We start from the raw sequence: 19,801 nt of genomic DNA on the forward strand, positions 1-19,801 counted from the left end.
GCCTATTCGCTCAAAATATTGGTGCAGATGAAGTCGCATGACGACTTGAAGCAGCTCTATGGTCCTGCGGGAGCGCGCTCCGCTGGTCATTGGACTAAGGACGCAACGGTGTTCAATCCTGGATATCAGCTTACTTCAGCCTCAATCTGTGCGCTGATCGGCGCCGCATCACTCGGCATGGCCGCCCCATGGTCGGTGACGAAAGCGTGGGCGCAGGACGCGGTGCAGCTCGACGAGCTCGCGGTCCACGGCCAGGTCGGCAATGTCGGACGGGTCGGTCAGGGCGTTGGCCTCCAGAAGGACCTGCCCGCCCCCTATGCCGGCGGTCAGTTTGCCCGCGGCGGCTCCCTCGGCGTCCTTGGAACCCGGGATGCGTTGAACACGCCGTTCAGCACGGTCAACTTCACGCAGCAGGTGATCCAGGATCAGCAGGCGCGTACCGTCGCAGACACACTCGTCAACGACTCATCGGTGCGACTGACCACGGGCAGCAATGGCTTCGACGACACGTTCCAGATCCGGGGCTTCCAAGTTCCTTCTCAGGACGTCGGCCTGAATGGCCTCTACGGGCTGATCTCCTCCAACCGCGTCGCCGCGCAATACATCGAGCGCATTGAATTGCTGAAGGGCCCGGGCGCGTTCATGTATGGCATCCCGCCGGGCGGCAGCGTCGGCGGCAGCATCAACATCGTGACCAAGCGCGCGCTCGATGTGCCGTTCCTCCGGATCACGCCGCAGTTTATCAGCGCCGGCAACTTCGGTGCGCATGTCGATGCCAGCATGCGGGGCGGTGAGAACAAGGAGTGGGGGATCCGCTTCAACGGCCTGGGCCGGACCGGAGAGGCGTCGATCAACGACGGCAACTGGCAGACCGGACTGGGCGCCCTGGCCCTCGACTATCAGGGCGAGCGCCTGCGCTGGGCCCTCGACGTCATCACGCAGAATGACGATACTAAGAACTTCCGTCCGCAGATGACCCTGCAATCGACGATCCCGTTCATTCCCCGTCCGCCGGACGCCCGCGGCAACTGGTATCCGGGAACGCTTCTCAAGCAGCGGGACAACACGATCGCCTCCTTCATCGAGTACGATCTGACCGACTGGCTGACGGCCTATGGCGGCATCGGCTATCGCGCCGGCTCGAACGAGCAGACCTTCCCGGATTCCCGCGTCGCCGGCTTCACGAGCGGAGCGGACGCGCTCGGCAATTTCCGGCTCATCAACGCCTATTACGACTCCTACAGCAGTTCCGTCAGCGGCAATGCCGGCCTCAAGGCCCGCTTCGACACCGGGTTCATCAACCACTCGCTCAACTTCGTCTTCACCGGCTTCGCGCGCGAGGACGGAAACGCCTATGTCGCGAACTCGGCGGCGCAGTCGGTACCGTCGAACATCTATCGTCCCTCGCCGCTTCCGGTCGTGACGGGCGCGCGGATCGATCCCCGGCGAGCCTCGGACACGTCGCTGACGAGCGTCGCCGTCGTCGACACGATGTCGATCGCGGACGACACCGTCCTGCTGACGGCGGGCGTCCGCTACCAGATGGTGCATCAGCAGGGCTACAGCACCACGACCGGCCTGCGGACGACCGAGTACGACGCCGACGCGACCTCGCCCCTCGCCGGCATCGTGATCAAGCCCTGGCAGAACGTCGCGCTCTACGCGAACTACGCCGAGGGTCTGACCTCGGGGACGATCGTCGGGGCCGGCTACAGCAATACGGGCGAGATCCTCAGCCCCTACAAGTCCGATCAGCAGGAAGTCGGCATCAAGATCGACTGGGGCACCATCACGACGACGGCGGCGCTGTTCCAGATCAGCCGGCCGAACCAGGTCCGCACCGCCGCCAACGCCCTGGCCTACGATGGCGAGCAGCGCAATCAGGGGCTGGAATTATCCGCCTACGGTGCAATCGTGCCGAGCGTGCGCGGTTTCGCGAGTGCGACCTTCCTTCGTCCCGAGTTGACCAAGCCGGCCAATCCATTGGAACGCGGCAACGACGCTGCCGGTGTGCCGGATCTGACAGTGTCCGCTGGGCTCGAATGGGACACGCCCTGGGTTCCCGGGCTCACCCTGAACGGCCGGGTGATCTACACGTCGGGCTCCTACCTGACCAACGCCAACACGCTGCAGTTCCCCGACTGGGCGCGGGTCGATCTCGGACTTCGCTACGCGACGATCGTATACGATCGTCCGATCACCGTTCGGTTCAACGTCGAGAACGTCGCCGACAATCGGTACTGGCTCACGACAGGTACCTTCGTGACGGTTGCGTCGCCCCGAACCTTCATTCTGTCCGCGTCTCTTGATTTTTGACGATGACCACCTCCAGCGATCGAACTGCGGCGGCCGCCTTTCGCGCTTCAGTCACAAGGGTGTCGAGTATCCTCTGGCTGTGTAGACGGACATGTCAGGGAGGTGGTGCCACCGACTAGCGAGATCGTTCCGCCGCTCCAGGACGGGCCCGGCATCAGCTCGAAAGCGAGAGCAGGCGACACGACACAGGCGAGCCAGCGCCGCGAGCAGAAGCACACAGGTCATGATATTGGTCCTGAAAATGTGGTGCGCGGCTGGCCCGGTTGGCGCAGGACATATTTTCGGGGCAGCCGAAGGTGCCCCTTGTGCGGCTTTGAATTGAGGCGCACGAATGAATGGGTCTGCTAGACCGTATCACTGCGCGGAGGCTGCGGACTGCGGGCCGGTGCTCTTCTGAGGGCGCGCCGAGTATAAGATGTGATGTCGCCGTGCCGAAGGCTACTCAGCTTCGCGGCCGTCAGACGGGCGGCCAGCGGAACGCGGTGAACTCCTTGCGCGGGAAGGCGGCGATCGACCACGCATTGCCCCGGTTGCCGCCGAGTAGGAAGATCTGCGTCGGGCACGCGCCGACTACGAACTCGACATGGCCCTGCCAAGACGAGTTGCCTCGCTTCTTCGTGGCGATGGCGCCGAGCGCCGGCTCCTTCAGCCCCACGCCTCATCCTTCATAGCACCGCGCCGCAAGGCTGCCCAAGGGCTTGTGACCGGCCCGCTTCAGCATGGCGCCGACGGCCGCCGAGCAACACGCCGCTGAGACCTGTTTGATGCTGGAGAATCCCGCATCGGCGAAGAGCTGCACAACGCGCGAATTTTTGGCAGCGCCTGCGCCTTCGCGCACGCCGAATTCGCCCTCTTCCAGCACCGGCCGCCCGCCTTGTCCGGTACCTCGGGCCGCTCACTGATGTCGGCCTACTGTATGGCGGACCGCGTCTTCGGCCCAGCGATGCTTTCGGCGACGAGGCCGGCTTCGCGCTGGAACGCGGTCACGGCGGCGATGGCGCGCGGCCCGGCATCGCTGTCCGCTCTGGAAAGTCCGAGGTCATACCCGCGTGCGAGGAGCGCGCGCTGGATCTCAACGACGGTGATGGTGGTATTCTCCGATGTGAAAGTTTCCCGGCAGACCTGCTGGGAGCGGGGGAATGGATGAATCACGGGACCGTGAGCGTCTGACCTCGAGGGACGATCTCGCCCGACGGCATCAGCGGGAGGAGGAATGGCTTTCGCGGTTCAATGGACGAGTTCACTGGGCACAGTATCGCTGGCGCAAGCGACGGCGCAGGGCGCTTATCGCCAGGCTGAACGCGTTACGATGCTGGGGATGAAGAATGTCAGAATTCGCCTGCCAAATGGAGAGCTCGTTACTCTCGCCGATTTTCAAGAAGCATTTGCGCCGCCTCGATCTAAGGGGGCTTCTGGGATGAACAATTTTGGCGGAAGCGTCAGTTGATTGTCGTCAGGGATCTCAGCCTCATCAGCGCAAGCGACGACAGGAGGGCCGACCTTTCCCCACTCTCACAGGTCGGTCCGCCACATTGAGTGGGCGACTTGGATCGCGCGACCGCCATAGTGTTCTTCGATGTCAAGGGAAGGCGTAGGGCTCGGGCCGGGTGGCGCGGCGAGCGGGTCCGGGTGAGGCTGACGACGGCTGGCCTTCATTTATGAGGTCTGGTTGGCCGGCCTGCGTTTCTACTGAGGTCGGGATGGCGCGCGTCGTTTCGGATCTCGTCGGTGACCTGCGCGGCGACCTTGCCACCGTTCTTCATGGCGGCGAGCCCTTGGGCCACGAGCGTCTTGAGAGCGTCGTTGTTCATCGTCGTCCTCCGGGTAGTGTGCGCCGGCGCGGGATCCAGCCGCCGACGACAATGAGAACGTCTGGAAAGCAAGCAGCACTTCGTGTGCGACGATAAATGTCGGTTGCTTTATGATACCAAGCTGAATTCAACTAAGTATAAGTTAAGCTCGGCGCTCGCACCAGCCGCCCTGATCAGCAAGCCATTAGAATACAAGCAAACAAGTGCCCAATTAGCGCAGCCATTGCTGGAACAGGGTAATCCAGAGATAGGCTTGGCATGGCGCTTCCGTCGCACATCCATACCCGGAACGGAGGTGCCCGGTTCACGTTGGCGGGCGAACCCGACACCAACAAGGAGTCAGGACAGCATGGCCAGCACGGACATCGGCACGATCTACGCGGGCGCGCTGCGCAACACCCGCGCCCTGGAACGGCAAGGCCTGGAGCAGATGGAGCGCCAGCTCTCCGGCCTGGAGCGCTACCCGGATTATGCCGCCGTCCTGCGCCGTCATATCGAGACTACGAAAGGTCAGATCGACCGCCTCGACAAGGCGCTGGACGCCGTTGGCGACAGAGCTTCGACCCTGAAGGCGACTGCGACCAGTGTCGCCGGCTCCATCGGCGCGGCCGTGCACGCCGTTGCCCAGGACGAGACCCTGAAGAATCTCTACGCGGGCTACGCCTACCAGTACGACCGGATTGCCGCCCGCCGCTCGCTGGCCGTCATCGCCGAGCGGGCCGGCCAATCCGACAAGGTCGAGGGCTTCCGCACGGCGGTCGAGGAGGAGACGAAGGCGGCCGATAAGATCGCAGCGCTGATTGAGCCGGTCACCAAGACCTACCTCGACCTGACGCTGAGCGGCTCCAAGGCCGACAGCTAATCCTGTTCCCGGGCGGCGTCACTTGAGGTCGCCCGTCTTCCTACCCGGAGGCGGACCATAGCGGAGAAGGACGACTACGAGGAGACCTAAATGGCGTTCAAGGAGGTCGTGAACATGACCGCTTCGGCGCTGGAGAAGCATCTCAAGACCGAGGAGAACCAGTTGGTCGGCCAGAAGAAGGACGGAGCCGGCGAGGCGACGGGCCACGTCGAGGGCCGGCGCGTCGTCGAGATGCTGCACAAGAAGAAGTCCGGGCTCTCGGACGAGGACTACGGGCACATGCGCAAGGTGGTCGGCTACGTGCACCGCCATCTCAAGCAGGGCGGCCCGAAGGACAAGGACGTAGTGAAGGATTCGCCCTTGCGCCTCTCCCTGAGGAACTGGAGCCACGACCCGCTCAAGAACGCGTAGCAGCATATCCTGCTGGTCGGTGCGGATCAGGCGCCGCCCAGCACGAGCCGCATCTTGGTCGCGAGTTCCTCGCGCTGGTAGGGCTTGCTGAGGAGCGGCAGGTCGGCCGGCACGCCCTGGTCGTCGAGCGCCGTGCCGGTGTAGCCCGAGGTCAGCAGCACCCTCAGTCCCGGGCGCAGGCGCCGCGCCTCGACCGAGAGCTGTACCCCGTTCATCCCGCCTGGCATCACCACGTCCGAGAACAGGATGTCGATCCGCTCCGGCCCCTGTAGGCGGTCGAGCGCCTCGCTGGCCTGCGTGGCGGTCAGCGTCCGGTAGCCGAGCTCGCCCAGGCTCTCCACCGCCATCTCCAGCACCGCCGGCTCGTCCTCGACCACGAGCACCACCTCGTCAGCGGCCGCCCGGCGCAGCGGCAGCAACCCCTCCGGCCGGCTCTCCGCCACCTGCCCGACCGAGCGCGGCAGGTAAAGCTCCACGCTCGTGCCGCGACCGGACTCGCTCTTGATCTGCGCGTGGCCACCGGCCTGCCGCACGAAGCCGTAGACCTGGCTCAACCCGAGGCCCGTGCCCTTGCCGACGTCTTTGGTCGTGAAGAACGGCTCGAAGGCGCGCGCCATCGTGGCTGTGTCCATGCCGTGGCCGGTATCCGTCACCGCGACGAGCACGTAAGCACCGGGGCAGAGATCCGGTCGGTCGGCGAGTTCGCCGGGGTCGAGATGCGCGTTGCAGGTCTTCACCGTCAGCGTGCCGCCGCCCGGCATCGCGTCGCGGGCGTTCACGGCGAGGTTCAGCACCGCGCTCTCGAACTGCCCCGGGTCAAGCCGGACCGGGTCTAGGCTGGCGTCGAGGTCGAACCGCACCTCGATGGTCTCGCCCAGCGCGCGCCGCAGCAGGCCCTGGAAGTCCTTGAGCAGACGGTTCGGGTTGACCGTTTCGGGGCGCAGCACCTGCCGGCGCGAGAAGGCCAGGAGCTTCTCGGTCACCTCGGCACCCCGCTTGGCCGCCTGCAGGCCGGAGGCCGCTAGCCGCGTGACGCGCCCCTCGTCTCCGGGCCGGCGCACGATCATGTCGAGGTTGCCCACGATGATGGTGAGCAGGTTGTTGAAGTCATGGGCCACGCCCCCGGTGAGCTGGCCGATGGCTTCCATCTTCTGCGCCTGGTTCAGGCGCTCCTCCGCCTCGTGCTGGCGCGTCGTGTCCATGACGATGCCGGCCAAGCCCCGTACCTGCCCCGCGTCTCCGAGGTACGCCTTGCCGCGCAGCGCGATCCAGCGCATCGCGCCGTCGTCGGCGCGCCGGATGCGGCAGTGCAGGTCGATGCGCTCTCGCCCGACGGCGTCCTCCAGCGCCGCGCGCGCAAGGGCTCGGTCCTCCGGGACGACGTGGCGCAGGAAGGTCTCGACGTCCCACGCCGCGACCGGCCGCTCGTAGCCGAAGATCGCGTCGTGGCGTGGGTGGCGTCGGGACGCGCCCGACCCGAGGTCGAGCTCCCAGTCGCCCATCTCGGCGGCCTCCAACGCCAGGGCGAGATTGTCGCGCGCGAGCTGCAGCTCGGCCCGGCGCTCCTCGCGCTCGCCGGCCGCGTCCTCGGCTCGGGCGTACAGGAAATCGACCTCACGCAGGTAGACCCCAAGCAGGATGAGGCCGGCGAACAGCGCTTCCATGCGGCCAGCGAACCAGCCGACCGTGCCGCGGGCGGCGCCCGGCAGGGTGATGAGGTTGTCGCAGACCAGCAGGAACAGCGAGACGGCCAGCCAGAGCTGTAGCACGGTGCGGAGGCGCGTGGTCCAGCACAGCACCGCGAGGGCCAGGACCGTCAGGGCGATGACGGCCGGGCCGACGCCCGAGGTGGTCAGCAGCCAGTAATCGTCGCCCTCCACGCTTTTCGGCAGCAAGTGCACGTAGCGGGTCACCGCCACGGCCGTGAGAGCGGCAGCCGCCACGGTCCCGGCGACGGCGAGCAGGCCGACCCGGTCTGTTCGCGGCGGAGGGATCGACCGGTCGCGTCCGTTGCCTTCCATGATGGCGTAGGGCAGCGCGAACAGAGGGGGGCCGAGATGCCAGAAGGTCCAGAGCCAGGTCGTGGTGTCCGGTCCGCTGCCGAGGATGCGTCCCTGCGCCAGGACGTTCGGGAAAGACAGCATCTGCAGGAGCACGGCCAGCGTCACGTAGAGGCTGCCGGTCGCGAGCACGAGCAGCGAGCCCGAGCGGGTGCGGCGATACTGGACCAGGAAGAGGTAGGTGGTCAGCCCGTAGACCACGATGAGCGCCGATTGATACACGGGCACGAAGCCCGGCATCGGCGGCATGGGTCGGCTCGCGAAGGGCAGGAGCGCGAGCGTGACAGCGCCGAAGGCGAGGCTGACGAGGCCGGCGGTCAGGCGCTGCGTCTTGCCGGCCCGGGCGGTTGCGAGGGTTGCGAGCGCGGGGCTCGCGGTAGCCGTGCCCATCGTGTGCTCCGTGACGAAGCGCGATGGCTGACCGTGCGGTAAGTCGCTCGCGAAGCACAGGGGTACCATGGCTTCGGCCGAGGCGCCATTTGTCACCTCGGCAAGCGCCCGAACCGGCGTTCGTATCCGGAGGCGTCGATGGCGCCTCCACCCTCTCGCCTCGACGGAGGGCGCCGCACCCCCGGGCCGGCGGAGCGGACCGGCGAAGAAGCCTATATCTCCCAGGGGGCGGCACGGACCTGCCGCATGCGCGCGATGACCGTCCTCAGGACCTTCCCGAGCTGCTCGGCCGAGTAGGGCTTGCGCACGAGCTCGAAGCCGTGGGCATCGTCGCTCGCCAGCACGTGGCTGTAGCCGGAGGTGAGCACCACCGGCAGTTCCGGGTGGAGTTCCCGCAGCCGCTTGGCGAGTTCGACGCCGCCCATGCCCGGCATCACCACATCGGAGAACACGGCGTCGAAGCGGAAGGGCACTGCCTCGATCTCCGCGAGCGCCGCCTCAGCGGTTTGTGCCAGGAATGTGCCGTAGCCGAGGTCGTGCAGGATCTGGGTGCAGAAGCGGCCGACCTCGATGTTGTCCTCCACCACTAGGATGCACTGGTCGACTTCCTCGACTGGGGCGCCCTCCAGCTCCGCATCCGTCCCCGCCGCGTCCGCCTGCGCGTCGGCTTGCGCGTCGGCCTGCGCGTCGGCCTGCGGCAGGTAGACCGTGAAGGTGGTGCCACGCCCGACCACGCTGGAGACGTCGACGTCGCCGCCGGATTGTTTGGCAAAGCCGATGACCTGGCTCAATCCCAACCCGGTGCCCCTGCCGACTTCCTTGGTCGTGAAGAACGGCTCGAAGATCCGTCCGACCTGGTCTGCCGCGATGCCCGTGCCGGTGTCCGTGACCGACAGCACCACGAAGTGGGTCGCCGCGCCGGCATGGCCGCGGATGGCGGGCTTCGGCCGGTCGCAGGCCAGGGCGATGGACAGCGTGCCCTCACCGCCCATGGCGTCGCGCGCGTTCACCGCGAGGTTCACCAGCGCGGTCTCGAACTGGCTGACGTCGGCGCGCACGAAGCAGGGAGTGTCAGGCTTCTCCGTCACGATGCGAATGCGCGCGCCCATGAGGGAGTCGAGCATCGTCGCCACGCCGGCCAGGCGCTCGCCGGCGTCGAACACCTCCGGCTTGAGCGCCTGACGCCGGGCGAAGGCGAGGAGCTGCTCCGTCAACTTCGCTGCCCGCTCCACCGTATCGGAGACCGCGTCCATGTACCGGGTGCGTCGCTCCTCGGGGAGGTTGGGCCGGCGCAGGAACTCGATGGACGAGCGGATGATGGTCAACAGGTTGTTGAAGTCGTGCGCCACCCCGCCGGTGAGCTGGCCGATGGCCTCCATCTTCTGGGCCTGCACCAAGGCATCCTGCGCCTCGGCAAGCTCGCGGGTCCGCTCCTCGACCCGCCGCTCCAGGGCTTCGTTCATGCCCCGTAAGGTCTCCCGCAGCCGCCGCTCGGCAATGGCGCGCCGGTCGATGTTGCGCGCCATCCGGATGACCAGCGCGGCCAGCCAGAGGGTGAGCACGATGACGAGGAGCGCCGTGCCGGTCCCGGCTTCGATCAGGCCGGTACGGACGGCGTGAAGCTCCAGCCATCCCAGAAGTAGCGGCGCGAGCACGACAGCCGGCAGGAGGTGGCGCGTCAGGGTACCCGCCTCGCCTGCGCCCAGGATGGTAACGACCCAGGGCCGGCTTGGCCGGCTGAAGAGGACGCCCACGGCAAGGATGCTCAACGTCGTGGCGGTCACGAGCGCCATGCGCGAGAACATCCCCTCCTCGTGGAAGGCATCCAGGCCGTAGGCGTAGCCGAGGCCACCGACCGCCGCGATGACGAGGCTGCCCAGTGTGACGAGGGTGCCGAGGCCGCGCAGCCACCGTTTGCCCGCACCCTGAAGGAGGAGGCCCACCGCGGTCGCCAGGACGCTCGCGGCCGTCGCCAGGGCCATGCCGGTATCCGGCTTGAGCGGTCCGAAGACCAGGCGCTGCACCCAGTCATCGAGCTGGAACTGTCCCGGGGGGATGTACCTCAGGAGCCCTGCGAGCCCGACAGCCGCCGCCGCCGCCGCGAGCCACCGGCCAGCCTGACGAATGGGTCTGGACGTGCCGGGACGGGTGGCGAGCAGCGCGCAACCGAGCAACAGGGTGCCGACGGCGGTCAGGACGACCATCGGCGGCTGCCCGGGGATGATGCGCCGGAGGATGGGTATGTCGAACCACCAGCCGGCCAGAACCGTCAGCGCGGTGGCGACACCGAAGCCGCCGCTCGCCCATGCGATCCACCGCGTTCGAGGAACGACGTTCATTGGGCTCGATCGTGACGGCAGCCCCGGATGAGGCAACTCGCTCTCAGACATTCCACACCGACCGGCCACTTACTCGTTGTGTCACCCGCATGCGCCACTCGTGTCGTGCTCGCTCGTGCGTCGCCATTAGCGTGTCATATCGCGGCCAGGGGTGGCACTTGGCACCGTGTTCCACGGTTAAGTTTGCCGACAGCGGCGAAGCTTCTTCCCTCGCTACCAGTCCTCGCGCGCAACACAATCACGCGCTAGGTCGCGAACCCATAATGGCTGGCACGGTTGAGCCGCAGCATCGTTAGCCCTCTGAGCAGGAGGGGCTTGGATGGCGCGGTTTGACCTGACGGATGCGGAGTGGGCGGTGATCGAGCCGCTGTTGCCGACGGACGTGCGCGGCAAGGAGCGCGTGGACGACCGGCGGGTTCTGAACGGGATCTTCTGGCGGCTGCGCACGGGCGCACCCTGGGCCGATATCCCGGCGCGCTATGGCCCACATACGACCTGCAGCAACCGCTTCCGGCGCTGGCGCAAGCGTGGCATCTGGGATCGGCTTCTGGACGCGGTGTCAGAGGCTTACGAGGGCGACCTGCAGATGATCGACGCCACGAGCGTGCGGGTGCATCAGCATGCCGCCTGCGCCCAAAAAAAGAGGGCGGATCCGGTGGCATGGGTCGCTCGCGCGGCGGCCTGACGAGCAAGATCCACGCGCTGGTGGATGCCGAAGGTCGTCCCGTGGCGCTGAAGATCACGGAAGGCCAAGCGCATGACGGGCGTTCGGCCGCCGACATGCTGGGCGGGTTGGGTGCCGGTCAGATCCTGCTGGGGGACCGAGCCTACGACAGCAACGCACTGCGGACCCGGATGGCCGAGCAAGGTGCATGGGCCAACGTGAAGCCAATGCCCAACCGCAAACAGGTGCTGGCCTTCAGCCCGTTCTTGTACAAGTACCGCAACCTCGTTGAGCGCTTCTTCAGCAAGATCAAGCACTTCAGAGCTGTTGCCACGCGCTACGACAAGGATCCCGATAACTTCCTGGCCAGCGTCAAGCTCGCAGCCCTGCGGGTCTGGCTGCGAGCTTTATGAGTCCGCGACCTAATCCGCCCCGCATGCCTGCAACGCAAATCTCTGACCCGGAAACAATGACTCGCGAGGAGCTCGAAGCGGAGGTCCGCCGCCTGCGCGCGCACTCGGCCTCCCTCGCGCAGATGTTCGAGCAGGCCCCGAGCTTCATCGCCCTGCTGAGCGGACCGGAGCACCGCTTCACGCTGACGAACGCCGCCTACCAGCGTGCCATCGACGACCGCAACGTGACCGGCCGCACCGTGGCCGAGGCCCTGCCGGACGCCGCCGCCCAGGGCTATGTCGACCTGCTCGACGAGGTCTTCCGCTCCGGCCAGACCCACCGGGCGACGGGCGCCAGATTCGACGTCCAAGCCGTCCCCGGCGGCCCCGTCAACGAGCGCTACCTCGACTTCGTGTATCAGCCCATCACCGACGCGCACGGCACGATCAGCGGCATCTTCGTCGAGGGCCATGACGTCACTGAGCGCACCCGGGCCGAGATCGCGCTCCGGGAAAGCGAGGCGCGCTACCGGACCCTGTTCGAGAGCATCGAGGTCGGCTTCTGCATCGTCGAGATGAAGTTCGAGGGCGCCCGCGCGGTCGACTACCGCATCGTCGAGGCCAATCCCGCTTTCGTGGAGCAGACGGGGGCCGACGTCGCCGGCAAATGGGTGAGCGAGTTCGCGCCCAACCTGGAGCGGCACTGGTTCGACACCTACGGGCGCGTTGCCCTGACCGGCGAGCCGGCGCATTTCGAGCACTACGCCGACGTGTTCGGGCGCTGGTTCGACGTACGGGCGCTGCGCACCGGCAACCCCGCCGCGCACCGGGTCGCGATCTTCTTCTCGGACATCACCGAGCGCCGCCGGGTCGAGCAGCGCGCGGAAGCCGGCGAGCGCGAGCTTCGCCTGATCACGGACGCGCTGCCGGTCCTCATCGCCTTCATCGACGCCGACCTCGTCTACCGCTTCGCCAACAAGGCCTATGAGGACTGGTTCTTCCTGCCGCCCGACCAGGTCGTCGGCCGTGACGTTCGGGACCTCCTTACCCCTGAGGCGTACGCCGCACGTGAACCCTTTCTGGAGCGGGTGTTGGCGGGTGAGGCGGTCACGTTCGAGCTCGACTGGCCGCACCGCGACGGGCGCCACCGGGTCGCCGAGATCCGCTACCTGCCGCGACGGAACGCCGAGGGCCGCGTCGACGGCTACCACGTGTTCGTTCAGGATGTGACCGTCCGCAAGCAGACCGAGGCCGAGCTCGCCCGGCAGGTCGCGGCTCGCACGGCCGAGCGCGACTAGGTCTGGCAATCCTCCTCGGACATGCTCTGCGTGGCCAACTTCGACGGCTGCTTCGTCAGCCTCAACCCGGCCTGGCGCCTGACGCTCGGCTGGACCGAGGCCGAGATGAAGGCGCGCCCCTTCCTCGACTTCGTCCACCCCGATGACATCGCGGCCACGCTGGCGGCGGCCGAGGGCTTGGCGCGTGGGGAGGCGCAAACGACCTTCGAGAACCGCTACCGGCACCGGGACGGCAGCCATGTCTGGTTGTCCTGGAATGCGGTGCCGCGCGACGGTCTGATCTACGCCTCGACGCGCGACGTGACGGAAACCAAAAGGCAGGCCGAGGCGCTCGCCAAAACCGAGGAGGCGTTGCGGCAGTCGCAGAAGATGGAGGCGGTCGGACAGCTCACCGGGGGCTTGGCCCACGACTTCAACAACTTGCTCGCGGGCATCTCCGGCTCGCTGGAGCTGATGCAGACCCGCATGTCGCAAGGCAGGATGGGCGACCTCGACCGCTACATGTCGGTGGCACAGGGGGCGGCCAAGCGCGCCGCGGCGCTGACGCATCGCCTGCTCGCTTTCTCCCGACGCCAGACGCTCGACCCCAAGCCGGCGAACGTGAACCGGCTGGTCGCGGACATGGAGGAACTCGTCCGGCGCACGGTCGGCCCGGCCATCCACCTGGAGGTGGTAGGCCTCGCGGGTCTGTGGCCGGCGCTGATCGACGTCGGCCAGTTGGAAAATGCGTTGCTCAACCTCTGCATCAACGCGCGCGACGCCATGCCGGGCGGTGGTCGCATTACCATCGAGACCGCCAACAAGTGGATCGACGAGGCCGGCTCCCGCCAGCACGACCTGCCACCCGGGCAGTATCTCAGCGTCTGCGTGACCGACACCGGCACCGGCATGCCGCCAGACCTCGTCGACAAGGTGTTCGAGCCGTTCTTCACCACCAAGCCCACCGGCGAGGGCACGGGCCTCGGTCTGTCTATGGTCTACGGCTTCGCCCGCCAGTCCGGCGGACAGGTCCGAATCTATTCCGAGGTCGGCCAGGGCACGACGGTCTGCCTCTACCTGCCGCGCCACTACGGCGAGGCCGACGAGGACGACGTGACCCGGAGGCTCGCCGAGGTCGAGCGCGCCGGGCAGGGCGAGACGGTGCTCATCGTGGACGACGAGCCTTCGGTGCGCATGCTGGTGACCGAGGTGCTGGAGGATCTCGGCTACACCGCCATCGAGGCCGCCGACAGCGTCGCCGGCCTGAAGGTGCTGCAGTCGGACGTGCGCATCGACCTCTTGGTGACGGATGTTGGCCTGCCCGGCGGCATGAACGGGCGCCAGATGGCGGACGCAGGCCGCGAGCGGCGGCCGGACCTGAAGGTGCTGTTCATCACCGGCTACGCCGAGAACGCGGTACTCGGGAACGGGTACCTGCGGCCCGGCATGCAGGTCCTCACCAAGCCGTTCGTGCTGGAGACGCTCGCCACGCGCATCAAGGACCTCATCGTCCAGGCTTGACCGACGCGTTCGTGCCGCACGCGATGCCGATGCCTGGGCGCCGCCTCATGGGCGACGAGGTGGGAGCCCCCTGTCGAGGGTCTCGCGGAACGGGATATCGAACAGAACGGGCCCCGCCTCGTTCGCGACCAAGAAGCTGTACCCCCCGCGGGTGCCCCCCGGCGCGCACCAGCTCGGCCGTGAGGTTCGGGATGGCGGCGCACGCCTTCAGGGAGGCCGCCTCGGCGCTGGCGAGTTCGAGCCCGTCCTCGTCGGCCTCCAAGGCGGCCCTGGGCGCACACGTCGAAGAAGAAGACCGGCATGGAGGTGCGTGCCCGCGTCCCCTTCGGTTGTAACCCGCCTCGCGTGGTTCGGTCCCGGGCGGCGAGGATTCGCACACCGCGGTCGCAACCCGTTCCCGGGGACTGTAGGGTTGTCGGTGCGGGAACCGCCCTCCGATGCTCAAACTTATACACTATCCGTCCGGGACGACAGCTCGGGCGCGAGGAACGACAGAAGTCGAGCAGTGGCCGGAGAGGCGGTGCAGTTCAGCGCGACGCAGCGGGACGCGGGTGACGGCCCGCCAGGAGCGACGGCCACCTTCCCTTATGACCGCACGACCGTGGAGCGGTTCCGCGCGGCGTTCCCTCGGGCGCGGTGGCGCGACGACCTGGGCGCTTGGTTCGTGCCGGGCGCCACGGCGGAGCGGCGCCTGAACGCCTGGTCCGGCCGCGAGTGGACGGGCGTCCTGGCCCATGCCGACGAACGCGGCCGCGACGCCTTCGCGTTCGAGCCGCTCGCGAGCCCCTACCTGGAGGCCGCGGACGACCTGGTGGTCCGGACGCCGTATTCCCGCGTCGTCGTCGCCGAGTTGCGGATGGTACCCTGGGCGCGGTGGGACCCGGCATCGAAGGCGTGGCGCGTGCCGTTCCGGTCGCTGGAGGAGCTGCGCCAACGCTGGCCCGCCATCGAGGATGCCGCCCGTCAGGCCGAGCCCGAGGAGCGGCGCAAACGCGAGGCGAGCCGCAGGGCCGCGCCCGAGCACGCGGATAGACTGGCCGAGGTCGCCGAGCGCCGCCGCAACCGGTACCCTTTGCCCGAAGATGCGCTGCCGCCACTCGGGCAAGTGCTGCAGACCCACCTGGTGTGCTCGCGAACGACGCCGAGATGGTCCTCATGGACGAGCCGTTCGGGGCGCTCGACGCCATGACCCGCGAGCGTCTGCAGGACGAGCTCGTCGATCTGTGGGCGCGGACCGGCCTCACCGTGCTGTTCGTCACCCACGCCATTGAGGAGGCGATTTTCCTCGCCGACCGCATCGTGATGATGTCGCCGGGGCCGGGCCGGATCGAGGCCGTTCACACCGTCGACCTGCCGCGGCGCCGGGACGTGTCGAGCCCCGCCTTCAACGACCTGCGCCGCATGCTGTCGGCCCAGCTCCACAGCCACCACGCGCCGAAGGCTGCCTGATGGCGTCGACCAATGCCGTAGATTGGCGCAGCCTCGAACGTGCTTCGCTGACGAGAGCCTACGACAATTCAGAGGCGGTCCGGGACAGCGCCGCGCTTGTGGCGGGCTGGCGCACCCGCAGCGCCGCCTTCCGGGAGGCCAAAGTCGGACAAACCCTCGCCTACGGCCCCGTCCAGCGGCAAGCCCTCGATCTCTACCGCTGCGGCGCGGCGGGTGCGCCCTGCCTCGCCTTCGTTCATGGCGGCTACTGGCAGCGCAACGCCCGGGAGGATTTTACCTGCATGGCCGAGGGACCGCTCGCCCTCGGTCTCGACGTGGCGCTGGTCGGCTACACCCTGGCGCCGGAGGCGAGCCTCACCCGGATAACCGAGGAGATCGGGGCCGCGCTCCGCCTGCTGCGGCGGGAAACCGGGGCGGGCCGTCTCGTCGTCGCGGGCTGGTCGGCCGGCGGCCATCTGGCGGCCCTGATGGCGAGCTTTGTTGCGGATACGGCCGATGCTGCCCTGGCGGTGAGCGGGATCTTCGATCTGGAGCCGATCGCCGGGACGGCGCTCAACGACGTGTTGCGCCTCACTCAAGTCGAAGTGGCCGAACTCTCTCCCATCCGCCGTCTCGCTCCGGGCGGGCCGCCGGTCTCGGTGATCTACGGCGGGGCCGAACTGCCCGAGCTCTGCCGCCAATCCGAAGACTACTACGCCGCTCGCCGGACCCTCGGCCTCGCCGGCGACCTGCAGGTCGTGCCGGGGGCCGACCACTTCCGGGTGCTCGACGCCCTGATCGCGCCGGACGGGCTCGTCGCCCAGGAAACCGCCCGTCTCGCGGGCCTGTGACACGCATAAACGCGGACGGACGGTGACCTCTTTTCGACGATCAGTGCGTCGGCCTCACCATCCAGTTGGCGCGCTCGATTGCGCGCCTCGTCGGCGTCGCGCGTCCCAAGGCTGACTCAGAACTCGCGGCCGGCCTGGCTTCCCTTCAGCGAGGGCCGGTGCACCCTCGTCGAAGAGGTTAGGCCCTGCCGGTCCGAGCACGGCCGGCATGTCGGCGCGCAGCGCGTCCGGAATGGTGCGACGGAAATAGAAGACGCGCCAACGTTGGACCAAGCCCACCATCTGCCTCATGGCTTCGTAGCACTCGTTCGTAGCAGGAGCGTGCTCAGAAGCCTATGGAGTCACAAAGATACCGTGATCACAATGAGCGTTCATAGAACCACCGAGAGCGTGCTTTGAGGACGGAGGAAGCTTGCGCGATCTATCGTTGCAGGACGGCGGTGCCGATTAGCATGTCGCGGCTGACGAGACCTGCGAGATCGATCTCGTGTCGACCAACGGTTTCAGCCGGAGGCATGGGGAGAACGAGGTAGCGCATGTCGGCATTGCTATCGTGCACGCGCACGCGGACCGCTTCCGGGATATCGAGCCCAAACTCGTGAAGGACTGTCCGTGGTTCCCGAACCGCTCGAGAACGGTACGTCTTGGAGATGTACCAGGAGGGAGGCTGTCCGAGTATGGACCGAGGATAGCAGGAGCACAGTGTGCAGACGATTAGGTTGTGAACGTCCGGCGTGTTCTCCACCACGACAAGCTGCGCCTCGCCCACTTTCATACCGAGTTCCGCAGCGGCGAGCTTTCCGTCGGCTAGGAGGCGGTTTTTGAAGTCAGGGTCGACCCACGCGCGAGCAACGAGGCGGGCACCGAGGTGGAGACCCGGAGTTTCGATCTTTTCGATCTCCTGGTCGGCCTCGCCTTTCGCCAGCAGGCCTTTGGTCACCAGTATGCCTTCGAGGATGGTGGTGATCCGCGCGGCCTCGGCATTGCCGGCATCGTCTTCGACGACGAGAGCCTCCTGGGCCGTGTAGGCCGTACGGAGAGGCAAAGGACAGGGATCGGTGGTGTCGCGTTCAGCCATGCGCCGGCTCCATCCAGTGCTCGTAGATCTCGGTCACGAGCGTGTCGTCGGGGTATTCAGAGTAGTCAGTCCAAAGGTCCGTCTGCAGGAATTCGACGCGATAGCAGCCGACCACGCAGCCGCCCGCATTGCCGATGGCCAGATCTTCGGGATTGAGGAACACGCCGCAGAACTGCACGACGGTTCCGACGTGTCCGCGGACATAGGCTGGGATGCGGACGTGCCCCGCCTTTCCCAGATCCAGCACGCGTATCCGTTCTCCCGCATGAAAGAGCGGCATCAGGTTTCTCCCGGCTCTTGAACGGAGTTTTCCACGGCTGCAGCCAATTCGGCTCGTGTCAGAACGCCCTTCTCCTCGAGGATGTCGATCATCGCCTCAAGGCGCCGCCGATAGAAAGAGAGTGTTCTGTACTTCTCGGGCCCGAAGGACTCGAAGCCTCTGCGCATCTCATCAAGACTGATCACGCGTCGCGTGCTATCCCCGAGAAGATTTCGGATGGCTTCCACCCTCTTTTCCCAGTCGAGCCAGGGCAATTCAGTTCGGGGAATGGGCCCGGACAGCGAGCCGCCGATGTCGTGGTAGCCGCGCATGCGCCTGATCCTTAGTTGGCCCGGATGGATTCTTGGAAGATTGCCAGAGCCTTCGCCTTCAGCGCCATGAATTCCGGCTCTGTCGTCGCTTCAGGGACGCGGGGACGAGCGAGGGACACGTCGAGATAGGCTGCAATCCTCGTCGGCCTGCGGGTCAGAAGAAGGACCTTGTCCGCCAGATAGATCGCCTCATCGAGGTCGTGGCTTACCAGAAGCGCGGTAGTTCGCGTCTGACCGAGCACCTTCTGAAGCTGGTCGCGCATCGTTAGCGTCATCTCGTAGTCGAGTGCCGAAAAGGGCTCGTCGAGGAACAGCACCTCCGGCTCGGTCACCAGGGCGCGCATGATCGAGACCGTCTGCTGCTGTCCTCCCGACAATTCGTAGGGGTACCGATCAAGGTCGAACTTGAGATCGAACGCTGCCGCCAAGCGTTCGATCCGCCGACGCTGTTCTGCAGGCGCGACGCCCATCAGCATGAGCGGATACACGACGTTGTCCCGAGCTCTCATCCAGGGGAAAAGGGCTTCCCGATAGTTCTGGAATACATATCCGATGCGGGCTTCCGAGACCGGACGCCCGTCAAACAGTATCTCGCCCCCGTCACGCGGCATGATGCCCGAGATCATGTTGATCAAAGTACTCTTCCCGCAGCCGTTCGGCCCGAACACGGAAACGATGGCTCCACGCGGCAGATCGAGGTCGAAGCGATCGTAGACGGTCTGGCCCCGAAACCGCTTGGCGAGGCCTCGGATGGTGATGTGGGGGTCAACGACGGGTTGAGCCGATGAAGTCGATGCCGGCGTATTCATAGGCCGATCTCTCCCTTTCGGAGTATTACGTCCGAGACCTTAATCGGATTCTTGAGAACACCCTCCGCGGCGAAAACATCGACGAGTGCCTGATAGGAGGCAAGATCGGTGTCGCCCAGATCTGCAAATGGCCTGAGGTAGGGCTGAGCCACCACGTCGACTTGCCCCGCCTTGATGGCCGTGTACTTTGGCAGAACCTTTCGGAAGCGAGCGAAATCGCTCTCGGCGAGCCGCGTCGCCTCATCCAGGACCATGACGATCTTGCGGGCCACCGCCGGCCGCTCGGTTACGAACTTCGTGGTCAGCACCGAGACGCCGGAATAGAACGGGTCGGCAATGACGGAGGCACAGGCATTCGTGACCGCTCGCTTCGCCTCACCGAGAGCCGTCGCGATCGAGCCAGCCGGCTCCAAGGACAGCGTCGCGTCCGCACTCCCTGAGATGACCGCAGGGACCTGCAGGCCGACCGCGAGTTCGACGAGACGCACGTCCCTGTCGGGGTCGAGGCCGGCCTTGCGCACCATGTGGCGGGAAATCGTCCGCCACTGAATTCCAGGGAGATGTCCGAGCGTCTTGCCCTTCAGGTCGGAGAAACTAGCGATCGAGGAATTGCTGGCAACGATCAGTCCGTCATTGATCCGCCCGATCTTAATGCCGCCGCCCTGAAGTCCGAACACCTTGAAAGTGCCTGGAAACTTCACTTCCGCCAGCACGGTGATCCCGGCAGCAGTTCCCGGAGCACCGACCTCCGCCCGGCCGGATACGAGGGCGTCGATGATCTGATTGGGAGCCTCGAACCGGACTGCCTCCACCTCGATGCCTGCCTTTTCGAAAAGCTTCTCCTCCTGCGCAACATAGAAGGCGGTGGTCTGCATAATCGGCAACCAGGCGATCATGACCTTTTCGCGGGCCTGCGCCAAGGCAGGAGCAGAGGGAGCGAAGGCTGCACCTAAGGTCGCCAGCGTAAATGTTCGGCGCGTGAGAGCGTTGGACATCTTCGT

General features: G+C 66.5%; 17 protein-coding genes and 3 pseudogenes. 9 read left to right on the plus strand and 11 right to left on the minus strand.

From position 1 onward, the window contains the following. The first annotated feature begins 108 nt into the window (after positions 1-108). Complete coding sequence (locus tag HNR01_RS24230) at positions 109-2,316, plus strand: TonB-dependent receptor (RefSeq protein ID WP_312893409.1); 2,208 nt, start codon at positions 109-111, stop codon at positions 2,314-2,316. Positions 2,317-2,773: 457 nt separating this feature from the next. Here HNR01_RS24230 and HNR01_RS27735 read toward each other — a convergent pair whose 3' ends face one another. The 3 genes from HNR01_RS27735 to HNR01_RS28085 are packed head-to-tail and all read right to left on the minus strand — an operon-like array spanning position 2,774 to position 3,468. Then, complete coding sequence (locus tag HNR01_RS27735; protein ID WP_244409687.1) at positions 2,774-2,971, minus strand: C40 family peptidase; 198 nt, start codon at positions 2,969-2,971, stop codon at positions 2,774-2,776. 3 nt (positions 2,972-2,974) lie between these two features. Continuing rightward, positions 2,975-3,178, minus strand: a complete 204-nt coding sequence (locus HNR01_RS27740; RefSeq protein ID WP_244409686.1) for a hypothetical protein — start codon at positions 3,176-3,178, stop codon at positions 2,975-2,977. A gap of 47 nt (positions 3,179-3,225) precedes the next feature. Next, positions 3,226-3,468 carry a peptidoglycan-binding domain-containing protein gene (locus HNR01_RS28085; protein ID WP_026105550.1) on the minus strand — a complete coding sequence of 81 codons (243 nt, stop codon included), beginning with the start codon at positions 3,466-3,468 and terminating at the stop codon, positions 3,226-3,228. Positions 3,469-3,529: 61 nt separating this feature from the next. Here HNR01_RS28085 and HNR01_RS24240 point away from each other — a divergent pair, with 61 nt between their 5' ends. Continuing rightward, on the plus strand, positions 3,530-3,763 hold the full coding sequence (locus tag HNR01_RS24240; protein ID WP_157228161.1) for a hypothetical protein: 234 nt from the start codon (positions 3,530-3,532) through the stop codon (positions 3,761-3,763). Between the two features lie 205 nt (positions 3,764-3,968). On the opposite strand, the gene HNR01_RS24245 is transcribed toward HNR01_RS24240, so the two are convergent. Continuing rightward, positions 3,969-4,127 carry a hypothetical protein gene (locus HNR01_RS24245; protein WP_017484712.1) on the minus strand — a complete coding sequence of 53 codons (159 nt, stop codon included), beginning with the start codon at positions 4,125-4,127 and terminating at the stop codon, positions 3,969-3,971. 349 nt (positions 4,128-4,476) lie between these two features. On the opposite strand from HNR01_RS24245, the gene HNR01_RS24250 reads away from it, so the two are divergent. Further along, positions 4,477-4,989, plus strand: a complete 513-nt coding sequence (locus HNR01_RS24250; RefSeq protein ID WP_012455638.1) for a DUF892 family protein — start codon at positions 4,477-4,479, stop codon at positions 4,987-4,989. 90 nt (positions 4,990-5,079) lie between these two features. Then, the gene (locus tag HNR01_RS24255) at positions 5,080-5,400 is read left to right on the plus strand and encodes a DUF3140 domain-containing protein (RefSeq protein WP_012455637.1); all 321 of its coding nucleotides are present in this window, start codon (positions 5,080-5,082) and stop codon (positions 5,398-5,400) included. 26 nt (positions 5,401-5,426) lie between these two features. Here the strand turns inward: HNR01_RS24255 and HNR01_RS24260 are convergent, their stop codons facing one another. Together HNR01_RS24260 and HNR01_RS24265 are read right to left on the minus strand one after the other, a co-directional pair. Further along, complete coding sequence (locus tag HNR01_RS24260) at positions 5,427-7,850, minus strand: MASE4 domain-containing protein (RefSeq protein WP_012455636.1); 2,424 nt, start codon at positions 7,848-7,850, stop codon at positions 5,427-5,429. Between the two features lie 212 nt (positions 7,851-8,062). After that, on the minus strand, positions 8,063-10,189 hold the full coding sequence (locus HNR01_RS24265; RefSeq protein ID WP_012455635.1) for an ATP-binding protein: 2,127 nt from the start codon (positions 10,187-10,189) through the stop codon (positions 8,063-8,065). A 319-nt stretch (positions 10,190-10,508) separates the two neighbouring features. On the opposite strand from HNR01_RS24265, the pseudogene HNR01_RS24270 reads away from it, so the two are divergent. The 5 genes and pseudogenes from HNR01_RS24270 (at position 10,509) to HNR01_RS24295 (ending at position 16,322) form a co-directional block, all read left to right on the plus strand. Then, positions 10,509-11,266, plus strand: a pseudogene (locus HNR01_RS24270) (IS5 family transposase). Positions 11,267-11,289: 23 nt separating this feature from the next. Next, positions 11,290-14,043: pseudogene (locus tag HNR01_RS27750) on the plus strand (hybrid sensor histidine kinase/response regulator). Between the two features lie 520 nt (positions 14,044-14,563). Then, positions 14,564-15,232: a hypothetical protein gene (locus HNR01_RS24285; RefSeq protein ID WP_012455631.1), complete on the plus strand. Its 669-nt coding sequence runs from the start codon at positions 14,564-14,566 to the stop codon at positions 15,230-15,232. Next, positions 15,169-15,492, plus strand: a pseudogene (locus HNR01_RS24290) (ABC transporter ATP-binding protein); the annotation flags it as partial. The gene HNR01_RS24285 and the pseudogene HNR01_RS24290, both read left to right, overlap by 64 nt. Continuing rightward, positions 15,492-16,322, plus strand: a complete 831-nt coding sequence (locus HNR01_RS24295; RefSeq protein ID WP_012455630.1) for an alpha/beta hydrolase — start codon at positions 15,492-15,494, stop codon at positions 16,320-16,322. The pseudogene HNR01_RS24290 and the gene HNR01_RS24295, both read left to right, overlap by 1 nt. A gap of 421 nt (positions 16,323-16,743) precedes the next feature. Here HNR01_RS24295 and HNR01_RS24300 read toward each other — a convergent pair whose 3' ends face one another. From HNR01_RS24300 to HNR01_RS24320, 5 genes are read right to left on the minus strand one after another with little or no spacing between them, the layout of a single operon-like run. Beyond that, positions 16,744-17,400: a nitrile hydratase subunit alpha gene (locus tag HNR01_RS24300; RefSeq protein ID WP_012455629.1), complete on the minus strand. Its 657-nt coding sequence runs from the start codon at positions 17,398-17,400 to the stop codon at positions 16,744-16,746. Further along, entirely contained in the window at positions 17,393-17,680 is a 288-nt protein-coding gene (locus tag HNR01_RS28190; protein ID WP_012455628.1) for an SH3-like domain-containing protein, read from the minus strand. The genes HNR01_RS24300 and HNR01_RS28190 overlap by 8 nt, the downstream gene beginning before the upstream one ends. Further along, the gene (locus HNR01_RS28195) at positions 17,680-17,991 is read right to left on the minus strand and encodes an SH3-like domain-containing protein (RefSeq protein WP_012455627.1); all 312 of its coding nucleotides are present in this window, start codon (positions 17,989-17,991) and stop codon (positions 17,680-17,682) included. Before HNR01_RS28195 ends, HNR01_RS28190 begins: the two co-directional genes overlap by 1 nt. An 11-nt stretch (positions 17,992-18,002) precedes the next feature. Further along, a complete protein-coding gene (locus HNR01_RS24315; RefSeq protein WP_012455626.1) occupies positions 18,003-18,800 on the minus strand; it encodes an ABC transporter ATP-binding protein in 798 nt (265 codons plus the stop codon). Next, positions 18,797-19,795 (minus strand): ABC transporter substrate-binding protein, encoded by a 999-nt coding sequence (locus HNR01_RS24320; protein WP_051061592.1) that lies wholly within the window; start codon positions 19,793-19,795, stop codon positions 18,797-18,799. Before HNR01_RS24320 ends, HNR01_RS24315 begins: the two co-directional genes overlap by 4 nt. Positions 19,796-19,801: the final 6 nt, after the last annotated feature.

The organism is Methylorubrum rhodesianum, from assembly GCF_014199985.1.
GTDB classification, from domain to species: Bacteria; Pseudomonadota; Alphaproteobacteria; order Rhizobiales; family Beijerinckiaceae; genus Methylobacterium; species Methylobacterium rhodesianum.

What these genes read in the sequence shown, in the direction of transcription:
- HNR01_RS24240 (WP_157228161.1), top strand. Translation starts at nt 3,530, where the DNA reads ATGGCTTTCGCGGTTCAATGGACGAGTTCACTGGGCACAGTATCGCTG.
- HNR01_RS24245 (WP_017484712.1), bottom strand. Translation starts at nt 4,127, where the DNA reads ATGAACAACGACGCTCTCAAGACGCTCGTGGCCCAAGGGCTCGCCGCC.
- HNR01_RS24250 (WP_012455638.1), top strand. Translation starts at nt 4,477, where the DNA reads ATGGCCAGCACGGACATCGGCACGATCTACGCGGGCGCGCTGCGCAAC.
- HNR01_RS24255 (WP_012455637.1), top strand. Translation starts at nt 5,080, where the DNA reads ATGGCGTTCAAGGAGGTCGTGAACATGACCGCTTCGGCGCTGGAGAAG.
- HNR01_RS24260 (WP_012455636.1), bottom strand. Translation starts at nt 7,850, where the DNA reads ATGGGCACGGCTACCGCGAGCCCCGCGCTCGCAACCCTCGCAACCGCC.
- HNR01_RS24265 (WP_012455635.1), bottom strand. Translation starts at nt 10,189, where the DNA reads ATGAACGTCGTTCCTCGAACGCGGTGGATCGCATGGGCGAGCGGCGGC.
- HNR01_RS24295 (WP_012455630.1), top strand. Translation starts at nt 15,492, where the DNA reads ATGGCGTCGACCAATGCCGTAGATTGGCGCAGCCTCGAACGTGCTTCG.
- HNR01_RS24300 (WP_012455629.1), bottom strand. Translation starts at nt 17,400, where the DNA reads ATGGCTGAACGCGACACCACCGATCCCTGTCCTTTGCCTCTCCGTACG.
- HNR01_RS28190 (WP_012455628.1), bottom strand. Translation starts at nt 17,680, where the DNA reads ATGCCGCTCTTTCATGCGGGAGAACGGATACGCGTGCTGGATCTGGGA.
- HNR01_RS28195 (WP_012455627.1), bottom strand. Translation starts at nt 17,991, where the DNA reads ATGCGCGGCTACCACGACATCGGCGGCTCGCTGTCCGGGCCCATTCCC.
- HNR01_RS24315 (WP_012455626.1), bottom strand. Translation starts at nt 18,800, where the DNA reads ATGAATACGCCGGCATCGACTTCATCGGCTCAACCCGTCGTTGACCCC.
- HNR01_RS24320 (WP_051061592.1), bottom strand. Translation starts at nt 19,795, where the DNA reads ATGTCCAACGCTCTCACGCGCCGAACATTTACGCTGGCGACCTTAGGT.